This window comes from Ruegeria sp. CDSC045 (genome assembly GCF_059610725.1).
This window is the reverse complement of sequence record NZ_JBXWOE010000001.1, coordinates 849,977-865,397: the sequence shown is the minus strand read 5'-3', so window position 1 is coordinate 865,397 and position 15,421 is coordinate 849,977. Positions and strand designations below refer to the sequence as shown.

The window sequence follows — 15,421 nt, the reverse complement described above, 5'->3', positions numbered from 1 at the left end:
ACCGGGCGCCCTTTTTAGTTTGCTCAGAGATCTTAGTCGGCCTTGGCCAGGTTCCGCAGCACGTAATGCAGCACGCCACCGTTTTCGATATATTCGATTTCGGGCGCGGTATCGATGCGGCACTTAAGGGTTATGGTTTTCTCAGAACCGTCACCGTAGGTGATGGTGCAGGGCACCTCTTGCAGCGGCTGGATCGTATCCAGACCGTGGATCGAGACGGTTTCATCACCCTTCAAGCCCAGCGTTTTGCGCGAGTCGCCACCGGTGAATTCGAACGGTACAACGCCCATGCCAACCAGGTTCGAGCGGTGGATACGCTCAAAGCTTTCGGCGATCACCGCTTTGACACCCAGCAGAGCCGTGCCTTTGGCCGCCCAGTCGCGCGACGATCCGGCGCCGTATTGCTCGCCACCGAATACAACCAGCGGCGTGCCCTGTTCCTGATAGGCCATCGACGCGTCATAGATTGAAGTCTGCTCGCCATCGGGGCCTTTGGTGTAACCACCTTCGACGCTGTCCAGCATCTCGTTCTTGATGCGGATATTGGCAAAGGTGCCGCGCATCATGACCTCGTGGTTGCCACGGCGCGACCCGTAAGAGTTGAACTCGCGCGGTTGCACCTGACGGTCGGTCAGATACTTGCCAGCCGGTGTTGTCGTGGCAAACGAGCCTGCAGGCGAGATGTGGTCAGTGGTGACCATATCGCCCAGAATGGCCAGAACCTTGGCGTCTTCGATGTTCGAAATTGTGCCCGGCTCGGTCCCCATGCCCTGGAAGTAGGGCGGGTTCTGGATATAGGTCGAGGTCGGTGGCCAGTCATAGGTTTCGGCATCGGTGGTATCGACCGCTTGCCATTTCTCGTCGCCTTTGAAGACGTCTGCATATTTCGACAGGAACGCCTCACGGGTGACCGTCTGTTCGACCAATTCCGCCACTTCTTGCTGGGTCGGCCAGATGTCTTTCATGAAGACATCATTGCCGTCCTTGTCCTGACCGATCGGTTCTGAGGTCAGGTCGATATCCATCGTACCGGCCAGCGCATAGACCACGACCAGCGGCGGTGAGGCCAGATAGTTGGCGCGGACGTCCGGGCTGATACGGCCTTCGAAGTTGCGGTTGCCCGACAGGACAGACGTGGCGACCAGATCGCCTTCGGCAATCGCCTCAGACAGCTCTTTCTGGATCGGACCCGAGTTGCCGATACAGGTCGTGCAGCCATACCCAACAAGGTTAAACCCGATCTTATCCAGATCTTCCTGCAGGCCCGCGGCCTCAAGATAGGCAGATACAACCTGCGATCCCGGTGCCAGCGAGGTCTTGACCCAGGGCTGACGGTTCAGGCCCAAGGCCGCGGCTTTGCGGGCCACCAGACCAGCGCCGATCATCACATATGGGTTCGAGGTGTTGGTGCAGGAGGTGATCGATGCGATCACAACTTTACCGGATTCTAGGGTATAGTCTTCGCCTTTGACGGCGACTTCCTTGCCCATGGGTCGCTTGAACGTCTCGGCCATTTCCCTGGTGAACGCCGCCTTGGCACCGGTCAGAGCAACATAATCCTGGGGGCGCTTCGGGCCCGAGATCGCGGGAACGATGGTGCGCATGTCCAGCGACAGGGTGTCGGTGTAGATCGGCGCGTAATCTGCGTCGCGCCAGAAGCCGTTTTCCTTGGCATAGGCTTCGACCAGCGCGATGCGATCTTCGTCACGGCCGGTGTTACGCAGATAGCGCAGCGTTTCACCGTCAATCGGGAAGAAACCACATGTCGCGCCATATTCCGGGGCCATGTTGGCGATGGTTGCCCGGTCGGCCAGCGGCAGACGGTCCAGACCTTCGCCGAAAAATTCGACGAATTTGCCCACAACACCCTTTGCGCGCAGCATTTCGACGACCTTCAGAACCAGATCGGTGCCGGTGGTGCCTTCAACCAGATCTCCGGTCAGCTCAAAGCCGACAACCTCGGGGATCAGCATCGAGATCGGCTGACCCAGCATAGCGGCTTCGGCCTCGATCCCGCCGACGCCCCAGCCCAGAACGGCCATACCGTTGACCATGGTGGTGTGACTGTCGGTGCCGACCAGCGTGTCGGGATAGGCAACCTCGTTGCCATCCTGATCCGTGTCGGTCCAAACGGTCTGCGCCAGATATTCCAGGTTCACCTGGTGACAGATCCCGGTTCCGGGGGGCACAACGCGGAAGTTGTTGAAGGCACCCTGACCCCATTTCAGGAACTGATACCGTTCCATGTTGCGTTCGTATTCGCGGTCAACGTTCATCTGGAACGCGCGCGGGTTGCCGAATTCGTCAATCATGACCGAGTGGTCGATGACCAGATCAACGGGGTTCAACGGGTTGATCTTCTGCGCGTCGCCGCCCAGAGCCTTGATACCATCGCGCATGGCGGCCAGATCGACCACTGCCGGAACGCCGGTGAAATCCTGCATCAACACGCGGGCAGGGCGATAGGCGATCTCGCGGGGGTTCTTGCCACCTTTGGCGCCCCATTCGGCAAACGCCTTGATGTCGTCGACCGAGACGGAAAATCCGTCATCTTCGAACCGCAACATGTTTTCCAACACCACCTTCAGGGCGGCGGGCAGTTTCGAGAAATCACCCAGGCCGGCCTCTTGCGCGGCGGGGATCGAGTAATACGAGATGGACTTGCCATTCACGCTCAGGCTGCGGCGTGTCTTGGCGGTATCCTGTCCGACTTTGATGGGCATCTGTGGCCTCCCTCTCAAATGACGTGGAATATGGGATTCGCTGAGGGCTATCTGCATCACCCAAGCGCGCGGTTCAAGGTCCAACAGACCAGGTGCGGCAATTTTTGTATACCATTGCACACATTTTTGCGAAAACCTTGTGTCACCGGTCTCAAGAAACCTTGATTGGTGCTTGATCAGCGTTCCGTCTAAACCAGTAATGCACCCCATGAAACCCGAGAGCAAACATGTTCAAATCTGCAACCGCAACCGCGTTGGCGTCCCTGTTCCTGGCTACTTCGGCCATTGCAGAAAGCGGACCCGTAGTGGTGGAGCTGTTCACCTCGCAAGGATGTTCGTCCTGCCCCCCGGCTGACCGGATCATGCACGATCTGGCCAATCGGGATGACGTCATCGGGTTGGCGCTGCATGTGGATTATTGGGACTATATCGGATGGGAGGATGAATATGCCGACCCCACCCATACTGAGCGTCAGCGCAGCTATGCCGGAAATTCCGGGCGTACGGTGATCTATACGCCTCAGATGGTAGTGAATGGTCAGCAGGATATTGTAGGGGCAGATACGGCAAAGCTGGATTACCTGATAGGCGACCATTCCAAGGCCGCTCCGCTGGCGTCGGTTTCGGCCTCACGTACAGGAGATAACGTAACTGTCGACGTTTCCTCGATCAGTTTGCCACCGGATCAGGTCTATGACATCCGGGTGGTGCAATACACGCCAATGCGCCATGCTTCGATCCGGCGCGGAGAGTTGGCCGGACAAGAACTGGATTATGCCAATGTGGTCGAGGCCTGGACAGTAGCCGGGCAATGGGACGGGACAGCGCCTAAGACCTATAAGGTATCTTTGACGTCAGGTTTACCGGCCGTTGTGTTGGTGCAAGGGGTTGGCCATGGGCCGATTATTGCGGCAGCACGCGTTCGCTGATCAAGGCATGTCTTTGGCTTGGACGCCTAGCCCGTTCCAGGTTTTCCAGCGACGATGAATCCAGAACCACTGACCCATATGCTGTCGGACAACTGCCTCGAGGTCATCATTGGTGAACTGGGTCATCGTCTTTGGATCCGTATGTGGGACCGGTTCGTGCAGGATGATTTCGAAATCAACCCCATTGGGCTGACGCACTGCATAGCACGGAATCAGGACGGCTTTGTATTTCATGGCCAGTTCCGCATTCAAAACCGACGTCACAGCCGGTTTGCCGAAAAAAGTCAGCTCTTCCCCGCCATGTGCGTGCAGGTCTGACACAATAGCGATGATCCCGCCTTTTTTGAGTGTCCGCACCATTTCGACCATCCCGCGACGGCCTTGTTCGAACATCGGGGCGCCGGTTTTGTAGAACGCATCGACATACATGTCGTTGAAGTAGGGGTTCGCCATTCGACGGTAGAGGCAGCCAATAGGCTGACCGCTGCGTTCTTGAAGGGCGATACGCGCGGCCAGGTAATGGCCGAAATGCGCAGTGATCATCATCACAGGGCGCCCCTCTGCCAAGGCGAAATCAAAGGCGGCAAGACCCGTACCCGTGACTTTGGCAAAGCGTTGGCGTTCTGTGAAATCCTCGGGCGAGAAGTGTTCCATGATCGCGCGCCCGGCGTTGTCAGGAACGGCCTTGCAGATGCGTTTCACTTCGGATTCAGTCAGGTCCGGGCAGGTGAGTTTCAGATTGCTGCGTACTCTTTTCGAGAACCCGACCAACGGCGCAAGGTTTCTCGCTATGGCGCCCATTGTGGCAATGCGTGTCTCATAGGGCAGCAACCGTAACGCCTTGATAACGCCTTTCAGGAACATGCCGGATACATAGTATTTGCCAAGCTCGGACCTGCTTAGTTCAGACTTTTCAACGGGCATTAGAAGGTCTCGGCGTCTGTTGTGAATTGCCGGGTCAGACATACAAGCCGATCGCGGTAACCACAAGCTTTCTGCTCGGCCAGAGATTTAGGCGCGCTTACTCTCTTTATTCGTCGCCGTCATCATCCCGGAGCGTGATGGTTCCCTCATCGACAAGTATCCGGATGGCGCCAATGATCTGGGTCATCGCCTCCTCTGCATCGGGTTGTTTGATTTTTCCGACCTCATCCATTTCTTCGCGCAGGTTTTCCGCCATACGCGACGACATGTTGGACAACAGGTAGTCAACCGATGCCCTGTCTCCTTCCGTTTCTGCACCGGCGAGCGCTGTAACCAGGACGGGTTGTTCCACACCGCGTAGAATGGTCGGTACATCGCGGGGCAGAATGCGAGAAGGAATATGGGCGAAGGTAAAAATGGATTGGCGAACTATGGTGGCAAAATCGGCGTCTTCTTCTTCTAATGCGCTCAGCAGGCCGTCCCGGGTCGAGGCAGCGGACTGATTCAGTATCGCGCCAACGCGGGCACCCGGTCCGTCGGCAAACGCTGTGGCAGGGCGCTGATCCATCTGAGCCGCCAGCGACCATCCGATCCGCTCGACGGCCTCTGGGCTGACATTTGCTGTTTTCGAAACCGCATAGGTAATACGCCGAGCAACTGGGCCGGGAAGGTGCCCTAGCAGTTGCGCAGCTTTGGCGGTTTCAAGTTTCGATAGCATCACGGCCGCAATCTCAGTGCTTTCGGCCTGCGCCATTTCGGCCAGATCTTCTGTAGGGATCTCTCGCAATCGCTGCCAAGGATCGCCGATCTGGCGTATGCCGGCCACTTTACGCAAACGCGCCGCAGTTGCCGGGGCGATTTTGCCGTTCACCACATCCAAAGCGCCCGCCAGACCATGTGGAAAGGACAGGCCAACACTGTCCAGCGCATCTGCAAATTCACCGGCAACTGCGTCCAAGGTAACCCGGTCGACAAGGCTCATTTTGCCCAGTTGGTGGGTTAGCTTTTCCTGTAAATCGTCGGGAAGCTCTTCCAGCGGAATGTCCGCCCCATCATTCAGCAAGAGACGCACAACTACCGCCGCCTTTTGTCGGCTGCTGAGGTTGCGGGCCACCAAGCGAAGGTCGTCATCGTTTTCTTTGGCCAGCTGGGCAGAAGCCCCCGGGGCCACCTGTACCAATGTGTTTGTGTTCTGCATCTGCCTGCGGTGCCAAAGTTCCTGTTCCACAGGCAGATTACAGAGAGTCGGGTAAAGAAAGGCTGAAGCTTAGTAGTTGTAGGTCAGTCCGGTGCGGATCGCCTCGCGCAGGGAAACCTCTGCCCAGGTTCCTTCGCCGCCGCGCGCCTTGATTTCACGCCACTGGGCAATCGCCAGATCGGTTTTGCCCTCGGCAACAAAGCCTTGCGCCATATAGGAACGTGCCAGGATATTGTCGGGATTTGCGTTAATTGCACCTTCATAGAACAGGTTCGCCAGTTCCAGCTTGCCCATCTTCCGATAGGTAAAGCCCCAATAGGTCATGACGCGATCGTCATTTTGGTCCATCACGCGCAGCACGCCTTGGGCGTTTTTGAACTGCCCGTCATAGGCCAGTTCACGCACGGCGTGGTACAGCTGATCCTGAGTGAAATTGGTGTTGCTGGGCTTTACGCATTTGCCCGCGGCCTCATCATAGACCCGTCCGAACAGACATTTCTTGGTGGTGTTTGTTGTTTTTGGCGGCGTCGATCCCCCGCCGCCACCTGCGGCATGAACCATGGGGGCAAATGTAAGGGCCTGAATTGCAATAACCGAAGCTAGGATGAGGCGCATAATTGGTCTCCGTTCGTAGGGCTGCTCAGAATGAGCATAGCGCGTTCTATACAAAAGCTAACAACTGATCGCGCGAATTTATTCACAAGTTAGAAAGCTCGACCAATCTTGACGTAACCAGACAAAGAAAAACCCGCACAAGATCATTGTGCGGGTCTGTATTGCGTGAGCTTGACGAAATTTTACTCGCCAAACACCCGGGCAAAGATCGTATCGACATGTTTGGTGTGATAGCCGAGATCGAATTTCTCTTCGATCTCCTCCTTGCTCAACGCGGCGGTCACGTCAGTATCCGCCAGAAGTTCTTCTTTGAAGTCTGTGCGGTGTTCCCAGACCTTCAACGCGTTGCGTTGAACCATAGCATAAGCCTCTTCCCGGCTGACCCCTGCCTGCGTCAGCGCCAGCAGAACCCGCTGGCTCATCACTAGACCGGGGAACTTGTTCATGTTCTCCATCATGTTCTCGGGGAAGATCAGCATTTTGTCGATCACGCCCGTCAGTCGAGCCAGAGCAAAATCCAGTGTGATCGTGGCGTCCGGCCCAATCATGCGTTCCACCGAGGAGTGTGAGATGTCGCGTTCGTGCCAGAGCGCCACATTCTCCATCGCCGGGATCACCGCCGCGCGCACCATGCGCGCCAGCCCGGTCAGGTTCTCGGTCAGTACAGGGTTCTTCTTGTGCGGCATCGCCGACGACCCTTTCTGCCCCATCGAGAAGAACTCGGCCCCCTCAAGAACCTCGGTCCGCTGCATGTGACGGATTTCAATGGCAACGTTTTCGATGCTGCTGGCGATCACGCCCAACGTGGCAAAGAACGCGGCATGGCGGTCGCGGGGGATGACCTGCGTGCTGATCGGTTCGGGCACCAGTCCCAGCTTGTCGCAGACATGCTCTTCGACCTGAGGGTCGATATTGGCAAAGGTGCCGACCGCGCCGCTGATTGCACCTGTTGCAATCTCGGCCCGTGCGTCGCGCATGCGGGATAGGTTGCGATCCATCTCGGCATAGAAGCGCGCGAATGTCAGGCCCATTGTGGTGGGCTCGGCGTGGATGCCGTGGCTGCGGCCGATGCGGACAGTGTCCTTATGTTCGATCGCGCGGCGTTTCAGAGCGGCCAGCAAACTTTCGAGGTCGGCGATCAGGATGTCGGCAGCGCGGGTCAGCTGAACGTTGAAACAGGTATCCAGCACGTCCGAGCTGGTCATGCCCTGATGCACGAAACGCGCCTCATCACTTCCGACATGCTCGGCCAAGTGGGTCAGAAAAGCTATGACATCGTGTTTGGTGACGGCCTCAATCTCATCAATGCGGGCCACATCGAATTCCACATCCTTGGCCTTCCACACGGCCTCGGCGTTTTCACGCGGGATTACGCCCAGATCTGCCATGGCGTCACAGGCATGGGCCTCGATCTCGTACCAGATGCGGAACTTCGTCTCGGGCGACCAGATGGCGACCATGTCGGGGCGGGAATAACGTGGAATCATTGGCAGCGGCACCTTTTTATGATTTGGCAGAGGTCGTTGCGGCGCGGTTTAAACCCAGCCGCCCTACGGAACAAGGCGCGAGTGCGGTGATGAGACGGTTTGCCCTGATTTTATCCCTTTGGCCTGGTGTTGCGGCAGCGACAGAGTTCTGGCCGCTGACGGGTGATGAAATTGCCGAAGCCTTGTCGGGCAAAAAGCTAACTTATGGCGACGGCATCTGGCAAACATTCGACCAAAGCGGGGTGACCCATTATTTTTCGGGTCGTTCCAGCACCGGAAAGTGGGCCGTGCAGGGCGATCAGTATTGCTCGGTTTGGCCGCCTTCGGATATCTGGGCGTGTTATGATGTTCTGCAAAGCGGTGTCATCATTCGATTTATTGACGACGCAGGCGAGATCACAGACGGGTATTATCCCGAATGACCTTTCCAAACGAACTGACCGACTTCGAAGGAGGCTGGAGTCTGTCACGCACCATTCGGGATGCGCGGGCCGGGCAGGTGGTTTTGGCCGATGGCTCTGCGCAATTCACCAGGTCCAAAGACGGTCTGATCTATGACGAGACGGTAACTCTGCGCATTCCGGGCCAGCCCGAGATGATGGGAACGCGCCGATACCTGTGGCACGACAAGGGCGAAAGCGTTGCGGTGCATTTTGATGACGGGCGTTATTTCCACGCTCTCAAGCTGGGCCAGGCGCAGGCTGCGGATCACCATAATTGCCCGCCGGACAGCTATGACGCAGTCTATGATTTCTCGGGCTGGCCCTGCTGGAGGGTCCGTTGGACCGTGTCCGGCCCCCGGAAATCATACGAAATGAATACGGAATACATGCTGCGGTAGCGTAATCATCTTGCAGATGCGGCGCTGACAGGGCATTCCTGTTGCAGAATCTCGGTCCGTTTAGGGAGAAACAACATGAATGCGAACGTATTGGCCAATGCATTTGGCCCACGTGAAGGGACGGCGCTGCGCGTCAAACAGGTGGTTTTGGTTGCTTTGGGCATCGTTGCCTTGGCAGTCGCCGCCAAGATTAAAGTGCCGATGTGGCCAGTTCCAATCACCATGGGTACATTTGCGGTTCTGACCATCGGCACCGCCTATGGCGCAAGGCTGGGTCTGGTAACCATGATGGGCTATCTGCTGATCGGCGCGCTGGGCTTTGACGTGTTCGCGGGCTCTTCAGCTGAAAAATTCGGCCTGACTTACATGATGGGTGGCACTGGCGGCTATCTGGTCGGATATGTGCTGGCTACCCTGATGCTGGGTACGCTGGCCGCGCGCGGCTGGGACCGTTCGGTCGTGAAAATGGCGCTGGCGCTGGTACTGGCCAACGTTCTGATCTACGTCCCCGGCCTGCTGTGGCTGGGCCAGCTCTATGGCTGGGACCAGCCGATCCTGGCATGGGGCCTGACACCATTCCTGGTGGGTGATGCGATCAAGCTCGCGCTGGCCGCGCTGCTGATCCCCGGCCTGTGGAAGCTGGTGGGCGACGCCCGCACCTAAACCACAGTCAACCTGGTTGACATGAACCGCGCCCGGAGCGATCCCGGCGCGGTTTTTTGTTGCGCCAACAAGAGGCTGGACAAAACCGGCCGACACAGTTCAAGCTGTAGCAATAGAAACAACAGGTTATTCAGATATGCCTAATCTATTGAGGGCTGTAACCCTTTCCTGCGCGGTTGTTTGCGCCGGGGCAGGGAGTGCAAAAGCCGAAACACCGATCACCTATACTGATGAAGGGCGCGCCTTGTTCAGCTTTGCGGTACCAGATTTTTGGTCGCTTCGTACTGGCGGCCCGCGTGAGGTCGATGACACCGAGCTGAACGATCCCCGCGCGGTTGCCCGAGTCATGGGGATCAAACCGGTAACGGATGACAACGTATGGATTGGATTTGTCTCGCCATCTGGTGTGTCATCCATCGACGGTGGCCTGCGATACCTTCAGGATATCGACAAGTTTCTAGTCAAAGATCCGATCGTTTCGGAAACAGTCGCAACCCGGATCGGAGGTCTGCCGGCGCGGGTTATCCGCGGTACCGGCACCCGTGATCGGCGGGGGATAAATTTCACGGCCACAGTGATTGACTTGCCGCGTGATCGCGTGGCTGTCGCAGTGGCCGTATTAAGAGACGGCGCCGATCCTGGCTATGTGGACGACCTGAATGCCGTATTCGCGTCATTCCGGTCGCTTCAGTGAGGAGGTTTGGATGACTCGTAAGCTGATGAAACGGTCGATCGCCGCGCTGGTATTCGGTTTGACCAGTATCACCTTGTCTGCCTGCGACGGCGTGACGGTTGGTGTGGGATACGGATATGATCCGTTCTATGACTCGATGCTTTGGAACGACTACTATCACGACGTTGATGTGGACATTGATGTAAATCGTCCACCGCAGGGTAAGCCTCCGGTCAAACCCAAACCTCCGGTCACCAAGCCCCCGGCGCGCCCACGCCCCCCTGTCGCCAAGCCCCCGGCACGTCCACCGGTTGCCCGGCCACCAGTTGCCCGGCCGCCTATTCACCGCCCGTCACCGCGGCGGCGCTGATGCGGATCACGACAGCAATTCCGTCGTGATTTTCGCTGTTCCTTCAAGTGTCCTGTGAACAGGGCACTTGTCGGCGATTTCAAGCAGACGTGCGCGCTGATCCTGATCCAAGGGGCCCTCGAGCCGAATTTTGCGGCGGAACAGATCGACCTTGTTGTCAGTGATCAGACCCGCATCCTGTGCGTGGACCTTGTTATGGCAAACATCGACAGTGATGCCTGTTAGTGGCCAGCCCTTGCGCCGCGCATACATCCGGATTGTCATCGAAGTACAGGCTCCCAGACCCGATGACACAAAGCCATAGGGCGACATACCGCGGTCGGTGCCTCCATATGAGGCCGGTTCGTCTGCTACAACATGATGCTTGGGGCCGGACTGAATGTCTTGCTGGAATCCGTTGGGATCGGCCTCAGTCACCCGCACTACGCCTTCGGGCGCACCCGGTGGTGGGGCAGGCGGGCGCAGCACCACATAGCGCGTAACCCAAGCCGCTATTACATCTGCAGCATATTCCGCATCCGCCGCGCGTGTAATCAGGTGATCAGCGTCGTCCAGCGTCACGAAGCTTTTGGGATGTTTGGCTGCCAGAAAGATCGCGCTTGCATTGTCGATACTAACCGTTTCGTCGCGTGGCGCATGAAGTATCAGCAGCGCGGCCTTCAAATCCGCAATCGCAGGGGTTAGCGCGGATTGGGCGATATCTTCGACGAACGCTTTGCCAATACGGAACGGGCGACCACCCAAAGTTACCTCGGCCGATCCCTCTTGTTGGATTTCCGACAGTGCGGCGTCGAAATGGTGCGAGACATGCCCTGGATCGGCAGGCGCGCCCAGCGTCACAACGGCCTTAACACTCGAAATACCAGCTCGGGCGCGCAGAACCGCTGCCCCTCCGAGAGAATGCCCGATCAGCAGAGACGGGGACATGTTCCGTCCAGCCAGATACCGTGAGGCGGCGATCAGATCCTCAACATTCGAGGTGAAGGTGGTGTTTGCAAATTCGCCGTCTGAATGACCCAAGCCTGTGAAATCAAACCGTAACACCGCGATACCCATCGCTGCCAGACGGGCTGCGATCCTGCGCGCGGCCGGGATATCTTTTGAACAGGTAAAGCAATGGGCAAACAATGCCGTAGCAAGGACAGGCCCGTCTGGCAGGTCGAGGCGCGCAGCCAGTTGGTGGCCGTCGTGACCGGCAAAGGTGATGCGTTCGGTGGGCATGGCAGTTCCTTACGTCATGAGGTGCCTCAATATTGTGGCCGCCAGCGAGGGGTCTCAACCCCTATGTAAGAAGCGTCACGGGAAGGTGAGACTGGGTCAGGGGCCGGCGGAGTTCTGGTGCGATAGATTGCATCAACTTTTGTGATGCATTCCCAATCAAACATTCACTTTAATAAAGCGAACGCCACCCTCATCTTGAGCCTGTCGAACACAACCAGCCACGGAGGCAACAATGGTACATCTCACTTCTCAGCCACATGGCACAAATCTTCGAGTAGATTTACTGATCGCTATCGCCGTAACTGCGGTCGTCAGTTTTGCCGCGGGTCAGAACTGGACACAGCCGACATCTTTTGCCAGCACCGAAATCGAGGACTGGCATGGGAACGTCAAACGGTCAAACTGGCCGAACTGAGGGGTCAGGCCAGCCCCATAAGCTGTGGGTCAAAGGGATAGGTGGACAGGTTTTCATACCCATCCTCAGTGATCAGAACCTGATCTTCGAGTTTGATTGAGAAATCTGCACCTATCTCGCCAACCGCGGCTTCGACGCACAGAACCATGCCCGGTTCCAGTTGGTAATCGTAGGCACCTGCAACGGCCTTGTCCGGATAGGCGACCAGAGGCCACTCGTCACACAGGCCAACGCCGTGCATCAGGCAGCCGTATTTCTGGTCCTGAAACTTGCTATCCAACCTATGGCTGTTGGCGGTCAGTTCAGGGATCATAACGCCAGGTTTCAGCATCTCCATATTTGTCATGATATGCTCATGTGCGTGCTGCATGGCATAGATCATATCCGGGCGGGGTTTTTCGTCCCCGATCCACCAGGTGCGCGAGATATCGATGCAGATGCCGTAAGACCCGATCAGATCGGTATCGAAGGCGATGATTTCATTCTTTTGCGTGATCCGGGGACCGCATTCCTGAAACCAAGGGTTGGTGCGCGGGCCTGAGGCCAGCAGGCGGGTTTCGATCCATTCCCCGCCGCGCCGGATGTTTTCGGCATGCAGAATGGCCCAGATGTCGTCTTCCGAGGTTCTTCCGTCTCCGACATTAGCGCGGGCAAATGCCTCCATCTCGGCCACCGCGGTCTCGCAGGCGTGGTTGGCACATCGCATCGCCAGAATTTCGTCCGGGCCTTTCACGGCGCGGGACTTTTCAGTGACTTCCTCGCCTTCCATGATCTCGAACCCCTGGGCCTCAAGGGCGCGCAAACCGTGCAGCATGATCTTGTCCACAGCCAGCCGCTTGTTACCGCCGCCATGCGCATCAATCAGCGCCCGCACTTCGTTCGAGAGTACATCCGCGGCAACATCGACCTTGTCGCCGCGATCGAAATAGAACAGGTCGGCGCCCGACCGCTGTTCCTTCACTAATGGGTTGAATTGGCTTAGAAAAGGTGAGTTTTTATAGTCCCAGATCACCATATACCCGTCGGCACATAACAGCACTGCGCGGAAGGGGTTATGCGTGTTCCAGAGCTGCATGTTGGTGCTGTCTGTGGCGTATCGAATGTTCAGAGGATCAAACATCAACAAGCCACCATAGCCACGATCAACGATGGCCTTGGTCAGACGTTTCCACCTATACTCACGCATCCTCTCAAGGTTCGGCAAGGACAGGCCGGCGGCTTCCCATTCGGCGAAGGCCAGCTGTGTGGGGCCGATCTCGATCCGGTCCAAATCATTGGGAGTGCCGTCCCCAAGCGCTGTGCCTTTGGTGGGGTCGATCTTGCGGATATCTCTATGGTGACGGTTCATAGTAGCCCTCCCTGCCTGTCTATCGAGCGTGAAGAAGCATTCTTTCAGCGTCTTGATAATTTGCGACCGCCATCCGTCGCTTTTTGACCGACAAGTCGAAGTGCCGATGTTAGGTCGGGCTCATGACGACCATTTTGCAGACCTCTACTCCCTATGATCCTTTGAAACCCCGCCCGCTGCCGGGTATTCAGCCCGCCAGTATGGAAACTTGGTTGCATCAGGACGAAGCGTTCGCGGCCCAGATGCAATATCGGGAAGCGTTGCTGAAAGAGCGTCACGCTGATGTTCTTGCGCTGGCGCCCGAAGCCGAACCAGCCGCACAAGAAGTCTTGGACCTGGTGTTGCAATATGCGTACCCCGGATGCTCAGACCTCGTCACGAGAGCCGATGGGCAGAAGGTCCAGATTGATCGGCAGGCCCCAATGGAAACCCTTTGCAGACTGGTGCAGGAGGATATCTGTATCTTGCAAAAGCAAGGGGACGAACATGTTTTGACTGGCGCGGTTTTGTGTTTTCCAGCCAGTTGGCGACTGTCAGAAAAATTCATGCGTCCCCTGATCGACATCCATGTACCGGTCAACAGCTACGACGAAAGCATCGCGCGCCGTGTCCAGCGGTTGTTTGATGGAATTCAGCCCGATAAGCCGCTCTGGCGGTTTAATGCGCTGTGGTATGAGGATGCCGATCTGCATCAGCCTCGAAGCGCAACAGAACCGCGCCAGGTCAGTTCACCCGGAGCCGCACGCTATTTACGCAGCGAGAGGCAAACATTGTTGCGGCTGCCGAAAACGCGGGCTGTGGTTTTTTCGATCCACACCTATGTTCTTGAGGCTGGAAGCCTTCGCCAAAAAGAAAACCCCACCTGACGGCGGGGCTTCTTAGGAGGGTCTTATTGGAATTAGTCTACATGCCTAAAGCAGTTGCCACACCGGCAAAGGCACCGCTGGTGCTGAGCGCTGATATTGCAACCGAATAGGCAAGTACCTGAGTATTCAGGCGGAAATCTTCACCTCGGATCAGGTTGACGGCAGCCATCGAGGCCGCGATCGGGACCGACACGCTGGCCACGGCACCCGTAAGTCCCCAACTGGTAAGTCGCAGGATATCATTGGGTTTCTCGTGGTCGAGGGGGGGAGTGTCGGTCCGATCATCCGGTTTCTGCTCGATCGGTTCTGTCCGAAAAGCAATGCTAAGCAACTGCTCGTCTGACAGCTGGATTGGCCGCGCATGTGAGGTCTGCGTTTTGTTTCTTGGCTCATCCAGATCTTCTGTCTCCGTTAATTCAAGACCTGCAAACGGCCCGGAAACGGATTCGAAAATTTGTTTTCTGTCCCGCTGTTTAACGGGCGCCAGAGTGTCAAAAGCACTCATGAATTGTTCCATGGTCAGGACCGTATTCGGAGACAGCCATTCCACGCGCTGAGTCGCACAGATATCGACCATGCGATACAGGATCACAACAAGCATAAGCTCCGAGATCTCGCTGTCGTCCAGCAAGGCGGAAACAGGGGTAATTGTGACCGTCAACCGGTTTTCGGGCAGGGTCACCCGGGGTTTCGAGACGGTCCTCAGACCGGCCGCACGGTCCCGCCGTTCAAACCGGTCTTCTGTTTCAGCCAGTTGGGTATCCAGCGTAAGGCGCACAAGGTACTGACTTGAGACGATGCTCGCCTCGGTCGTGTTCAAGATCGTTTTGCGCTCAACAAGATGGCCGTAATCTTCCAGGGTCGCCGCCACGATGGCACCAAACCGCTCGATCGCGCCATTGGTCTTGCCTGTGAACTGCAGGCCGCCGTGATAGCTGTGCTTCGGAGTCACTGCGCATTCCTTTGTGCATTCCGTCAGATGACTCAAATTATCAACAGATAAGGGAAAGAATTGGGCGGAAATGGAAAAAAATGAGAAATCGGCAAGATTGATTACGCATTGGAAACCTAGGCATTTTAAGGGCTATTTAGCGTCTGTGGCGACAATGTGTCTGAATTGCGGTCGCCCTACATGACTGACCGACACA

At 56.9% G+C, this 15,421-nt stretch carries 16 protein-coding genes; 8 read left to right on the top strand and 8 right to left on the bottom strand.

What is annotated here, in order from left to right:
* Positions 1 to 32: 32 nt before the first annotated feature.
* On the bottom strand, positions 33 to 2,723 hold the full coding sequence (gene acnA, locus AC2FH6_RS04325) for an aconitate hydratase AcnA (protein WP_281971900.1): 2,691 nt from the start codon (positions 2,721 to 2,723) through the stop codon (positions 33 to 35).
* Positions 2,724 to 2,950: 227 nt separating this feature from the next.
* Between acnA and AC2FH6_RS04320 the strand changes: the two genes are divergently transcribed.
* Positions 2,951 to 3,652, top strand: a complete 702-nt coding sequence (locus AC2FH6_RS04320; RefSeq protein WP_281971901.1) for a DUF1223 domain-containing protein — start codon at positions 2,951 to 2,953, stop codon at positions 3,650 to 3,652.
* Here AC2FH6_RS04320 and AC2FH6_RS04315 read toward each other — a convergent pair whose 3' ends face one another.
* The 4 genes from AC2FH6_RS04315 to purB form a co-directional block, all read right to left on the bottom strand.
* Entirely contained in the window at positions 3,653 to 4,576 is a 924-nt protein-coding gene (locus AC2FH6_RS04315; RefSeq protein ID WP_496701348.1) for a lysophospholipid acyltransferase family protein, read from the bottom strand. It abuts the gene before it with no gap.
* Between the two features lie 106 nt (positions 4,577 to 4,682).
* A complete protein-coding gene (locus AC2FH6_RS04310; RefSeq protein WP_496701346.1) occupies positions 4,683 to 5,774 on the bottom strand; it encodes a flagellar motor switch protein FliG in 1,092 nt (363 codons plus the stop codon).
* A gap of 69 nt (positions 5,775 to 5,843) precedes the next feature.
* Positions 5,844 to 6,389, bottom strand: a complete 546-nt coding sequence (locus AC2FH6_RS04305; RefSeq protein ID WP_142633104.1) for a tetratricopeptide repeat protein — start codon at positions 6,387 to 6,389, stop codon at positions 5,844 to 5,846.
* 182 nt (positions 6,390 to 6,571) lie between these two features.
* Positions 6,572 to 7,876 (bottom strand): adenylosuccinate lyase, encoded by a 1,305-nt coding sequence (purB, locus tag AC2FH6_RS04300; RefSeq protein ID WP_496701344.1) that lies wholly within the window; start codon positions 7,874 to 7,876, stop codon positions 6,572 to 6,574.
* Between the two features lie 89 nt (positions 7,877 to 7,965).
* Here purB and AC2FH6_RS04295 point away from each other — a divergent pair, with 89 nt between their 5' ends.
* The 5 genes from AC2FH6_RS04295 to AC2FH6_RS04275 all read left to right on the top strand — a co-directional run bounded on the left by AC2FH6_RS04295 (position 7,966) and on the right by AC2FH6_RS04275 (position 10,423).
* On the top strand, positions 7,966 to 8,298 hold the full coding sequence (locus AC2FH6_RS04295; RefSeq protein ID WP_496701342.1) for a hypothetical protein: 333 nt from the start codon (positions 7,966 to 7,968) through the stop codon (positions 8,296 to 8,298).
* On the top strand, positions 8,295 to 8,717 hold the full coding sequence (locus AC2FH6_RS04290) for a DUF6314 family protein (RefSeq protein ID WP_496701340.1): 423 nt from the start codon (positions 8,295 to 8,297) through the stop codon (positions 8,715 to 8,717). Before AC2FH6_RS04295 ends, AC2FH6_RS04290 begins: the two co-directional genes overlap by 4 nt.
* Positions 8,718 to 8,792: 75 nt before the next feature.
* Positions 8,793 to 9,380, top strand: coding sequence for a biotin transporter BioY (locus tag AC2FH6_RS04285; RefSeq protein ID WP_142633110.1), 588 nt, complete (start codon positions 8,793 to 8,795; stop codon positions 9,378 to 9,380).
* A gap of 136 nt (positions 9,381 to 9,516) precedes the next feature.
* Entirely contained in the window at positions 9,517 to 10,074 is a 558-nt protein-coding gene (locus tag AC2FH6_RS04280) for a hypothetical protein (RefSeq protein WP_496701338.1), read from the top strand.
* A 10-nt stretch (positions 10,075 to 10,084) separates the two neighbouring features.
* Positions 10,085 to 10,423 (top strand): hypothetical protein, encoded by a 339-nt coding sequence (locus AC2FH6_RS04275; protein ID WP_271947672.1) that lies wholly within the window; start codon positions 10,085 to 10,087, stop codon positions 10,421 to 10,423.
* A 6-nt stretch (positions 10,424 to 10,429) separates the two neighbouring features.
* On the opposite strand, the gene AC2FH6_RS04270 is transcribed toward AC2FH6_RS04275, so the two are convergent.
* Complete coding sequence (locus AC2FH6_RS04270; protein WP_496688463.1) at positions 10,430 to 11,644, bottom strand: bifunctional alpha/beta hydrolase/OsmC family protein; 1,215 nt, start codon at positions 11,642 to 11,644, stop codon at positions 10,430 to 10,432.
* Between the two features lie 232 nt (positions 11,645 to 11,876).
* Here AC2FH6_RS04270 and AC2FH6_RS04265 point away from each other — a divergent pair, with 232 nt between their 5' ends.
* A complete protein-coding gene (locus AC2FH6_RS04265) occupies positions 11,877 to 12,059 on the top strand; it encodes a hypothetical protein (protein WP_496692351.1) in 183 nt (60 codons plus the stop codon).
* A gap of 4 nt (positions 12,060 to 12,063) precedes the next feature.
* Here the strand turns inward: AC2FH6_RS04265 and dddP are convergent, their stop codons facing one another.
* Positions 12,064 to 13,407 carry a dimethylsulfonioproprionate lyase DddP gene (gene dddP, locus AC2FH6_RS04260; RefSeq protein ID WP_496701336.1) on the bottom strand — a complete coding sequence of 448 codons (1,344 nt, stop codon included), beginning with the start codon at positions 13,405 to 13,407 and terminating at the stop codon, positions 12,064 to 12,066.
* A 122-nt stretch (positions 13,408 to 13,529) separates the two neighbouring features.
* On the opposite strand from dddP, the gene AC2FH6_RS04255 reads away from it, so the two are divergent.
* Positions 13,530 to 14,273: a heme-dependent oxidative N-demethylase family protein gene (locus AC2FH6_RS04255; RefSeq protein WP_496701334.1), complete on the top strand. Its 744-nt coding sequence runs from the start codon at positions 13,530 to 13,532 to the stop codon at positions 14,271 to 14,273.
* A gap of 37 nt (positions 14,274 to 14,310) precedes the next feature.
* Here AC2FH6_RS04255 and AC2FH6_RS04250 read toward each other — a convergent pair whose 3' ends face one another.
* Complete coding sequence (locus AC2FH6_RS04250) at positions 14,311 to 15,225, bottom strand: hypothetical protein (RefSeq protein WP_246097123.1); 915 nt, start codon at positions 15,223 to 15,225, stop codon at positions 14,311 to 14,313.
* Positions 15,226 to 15,421: the final 196 nt, after the last annotated feature.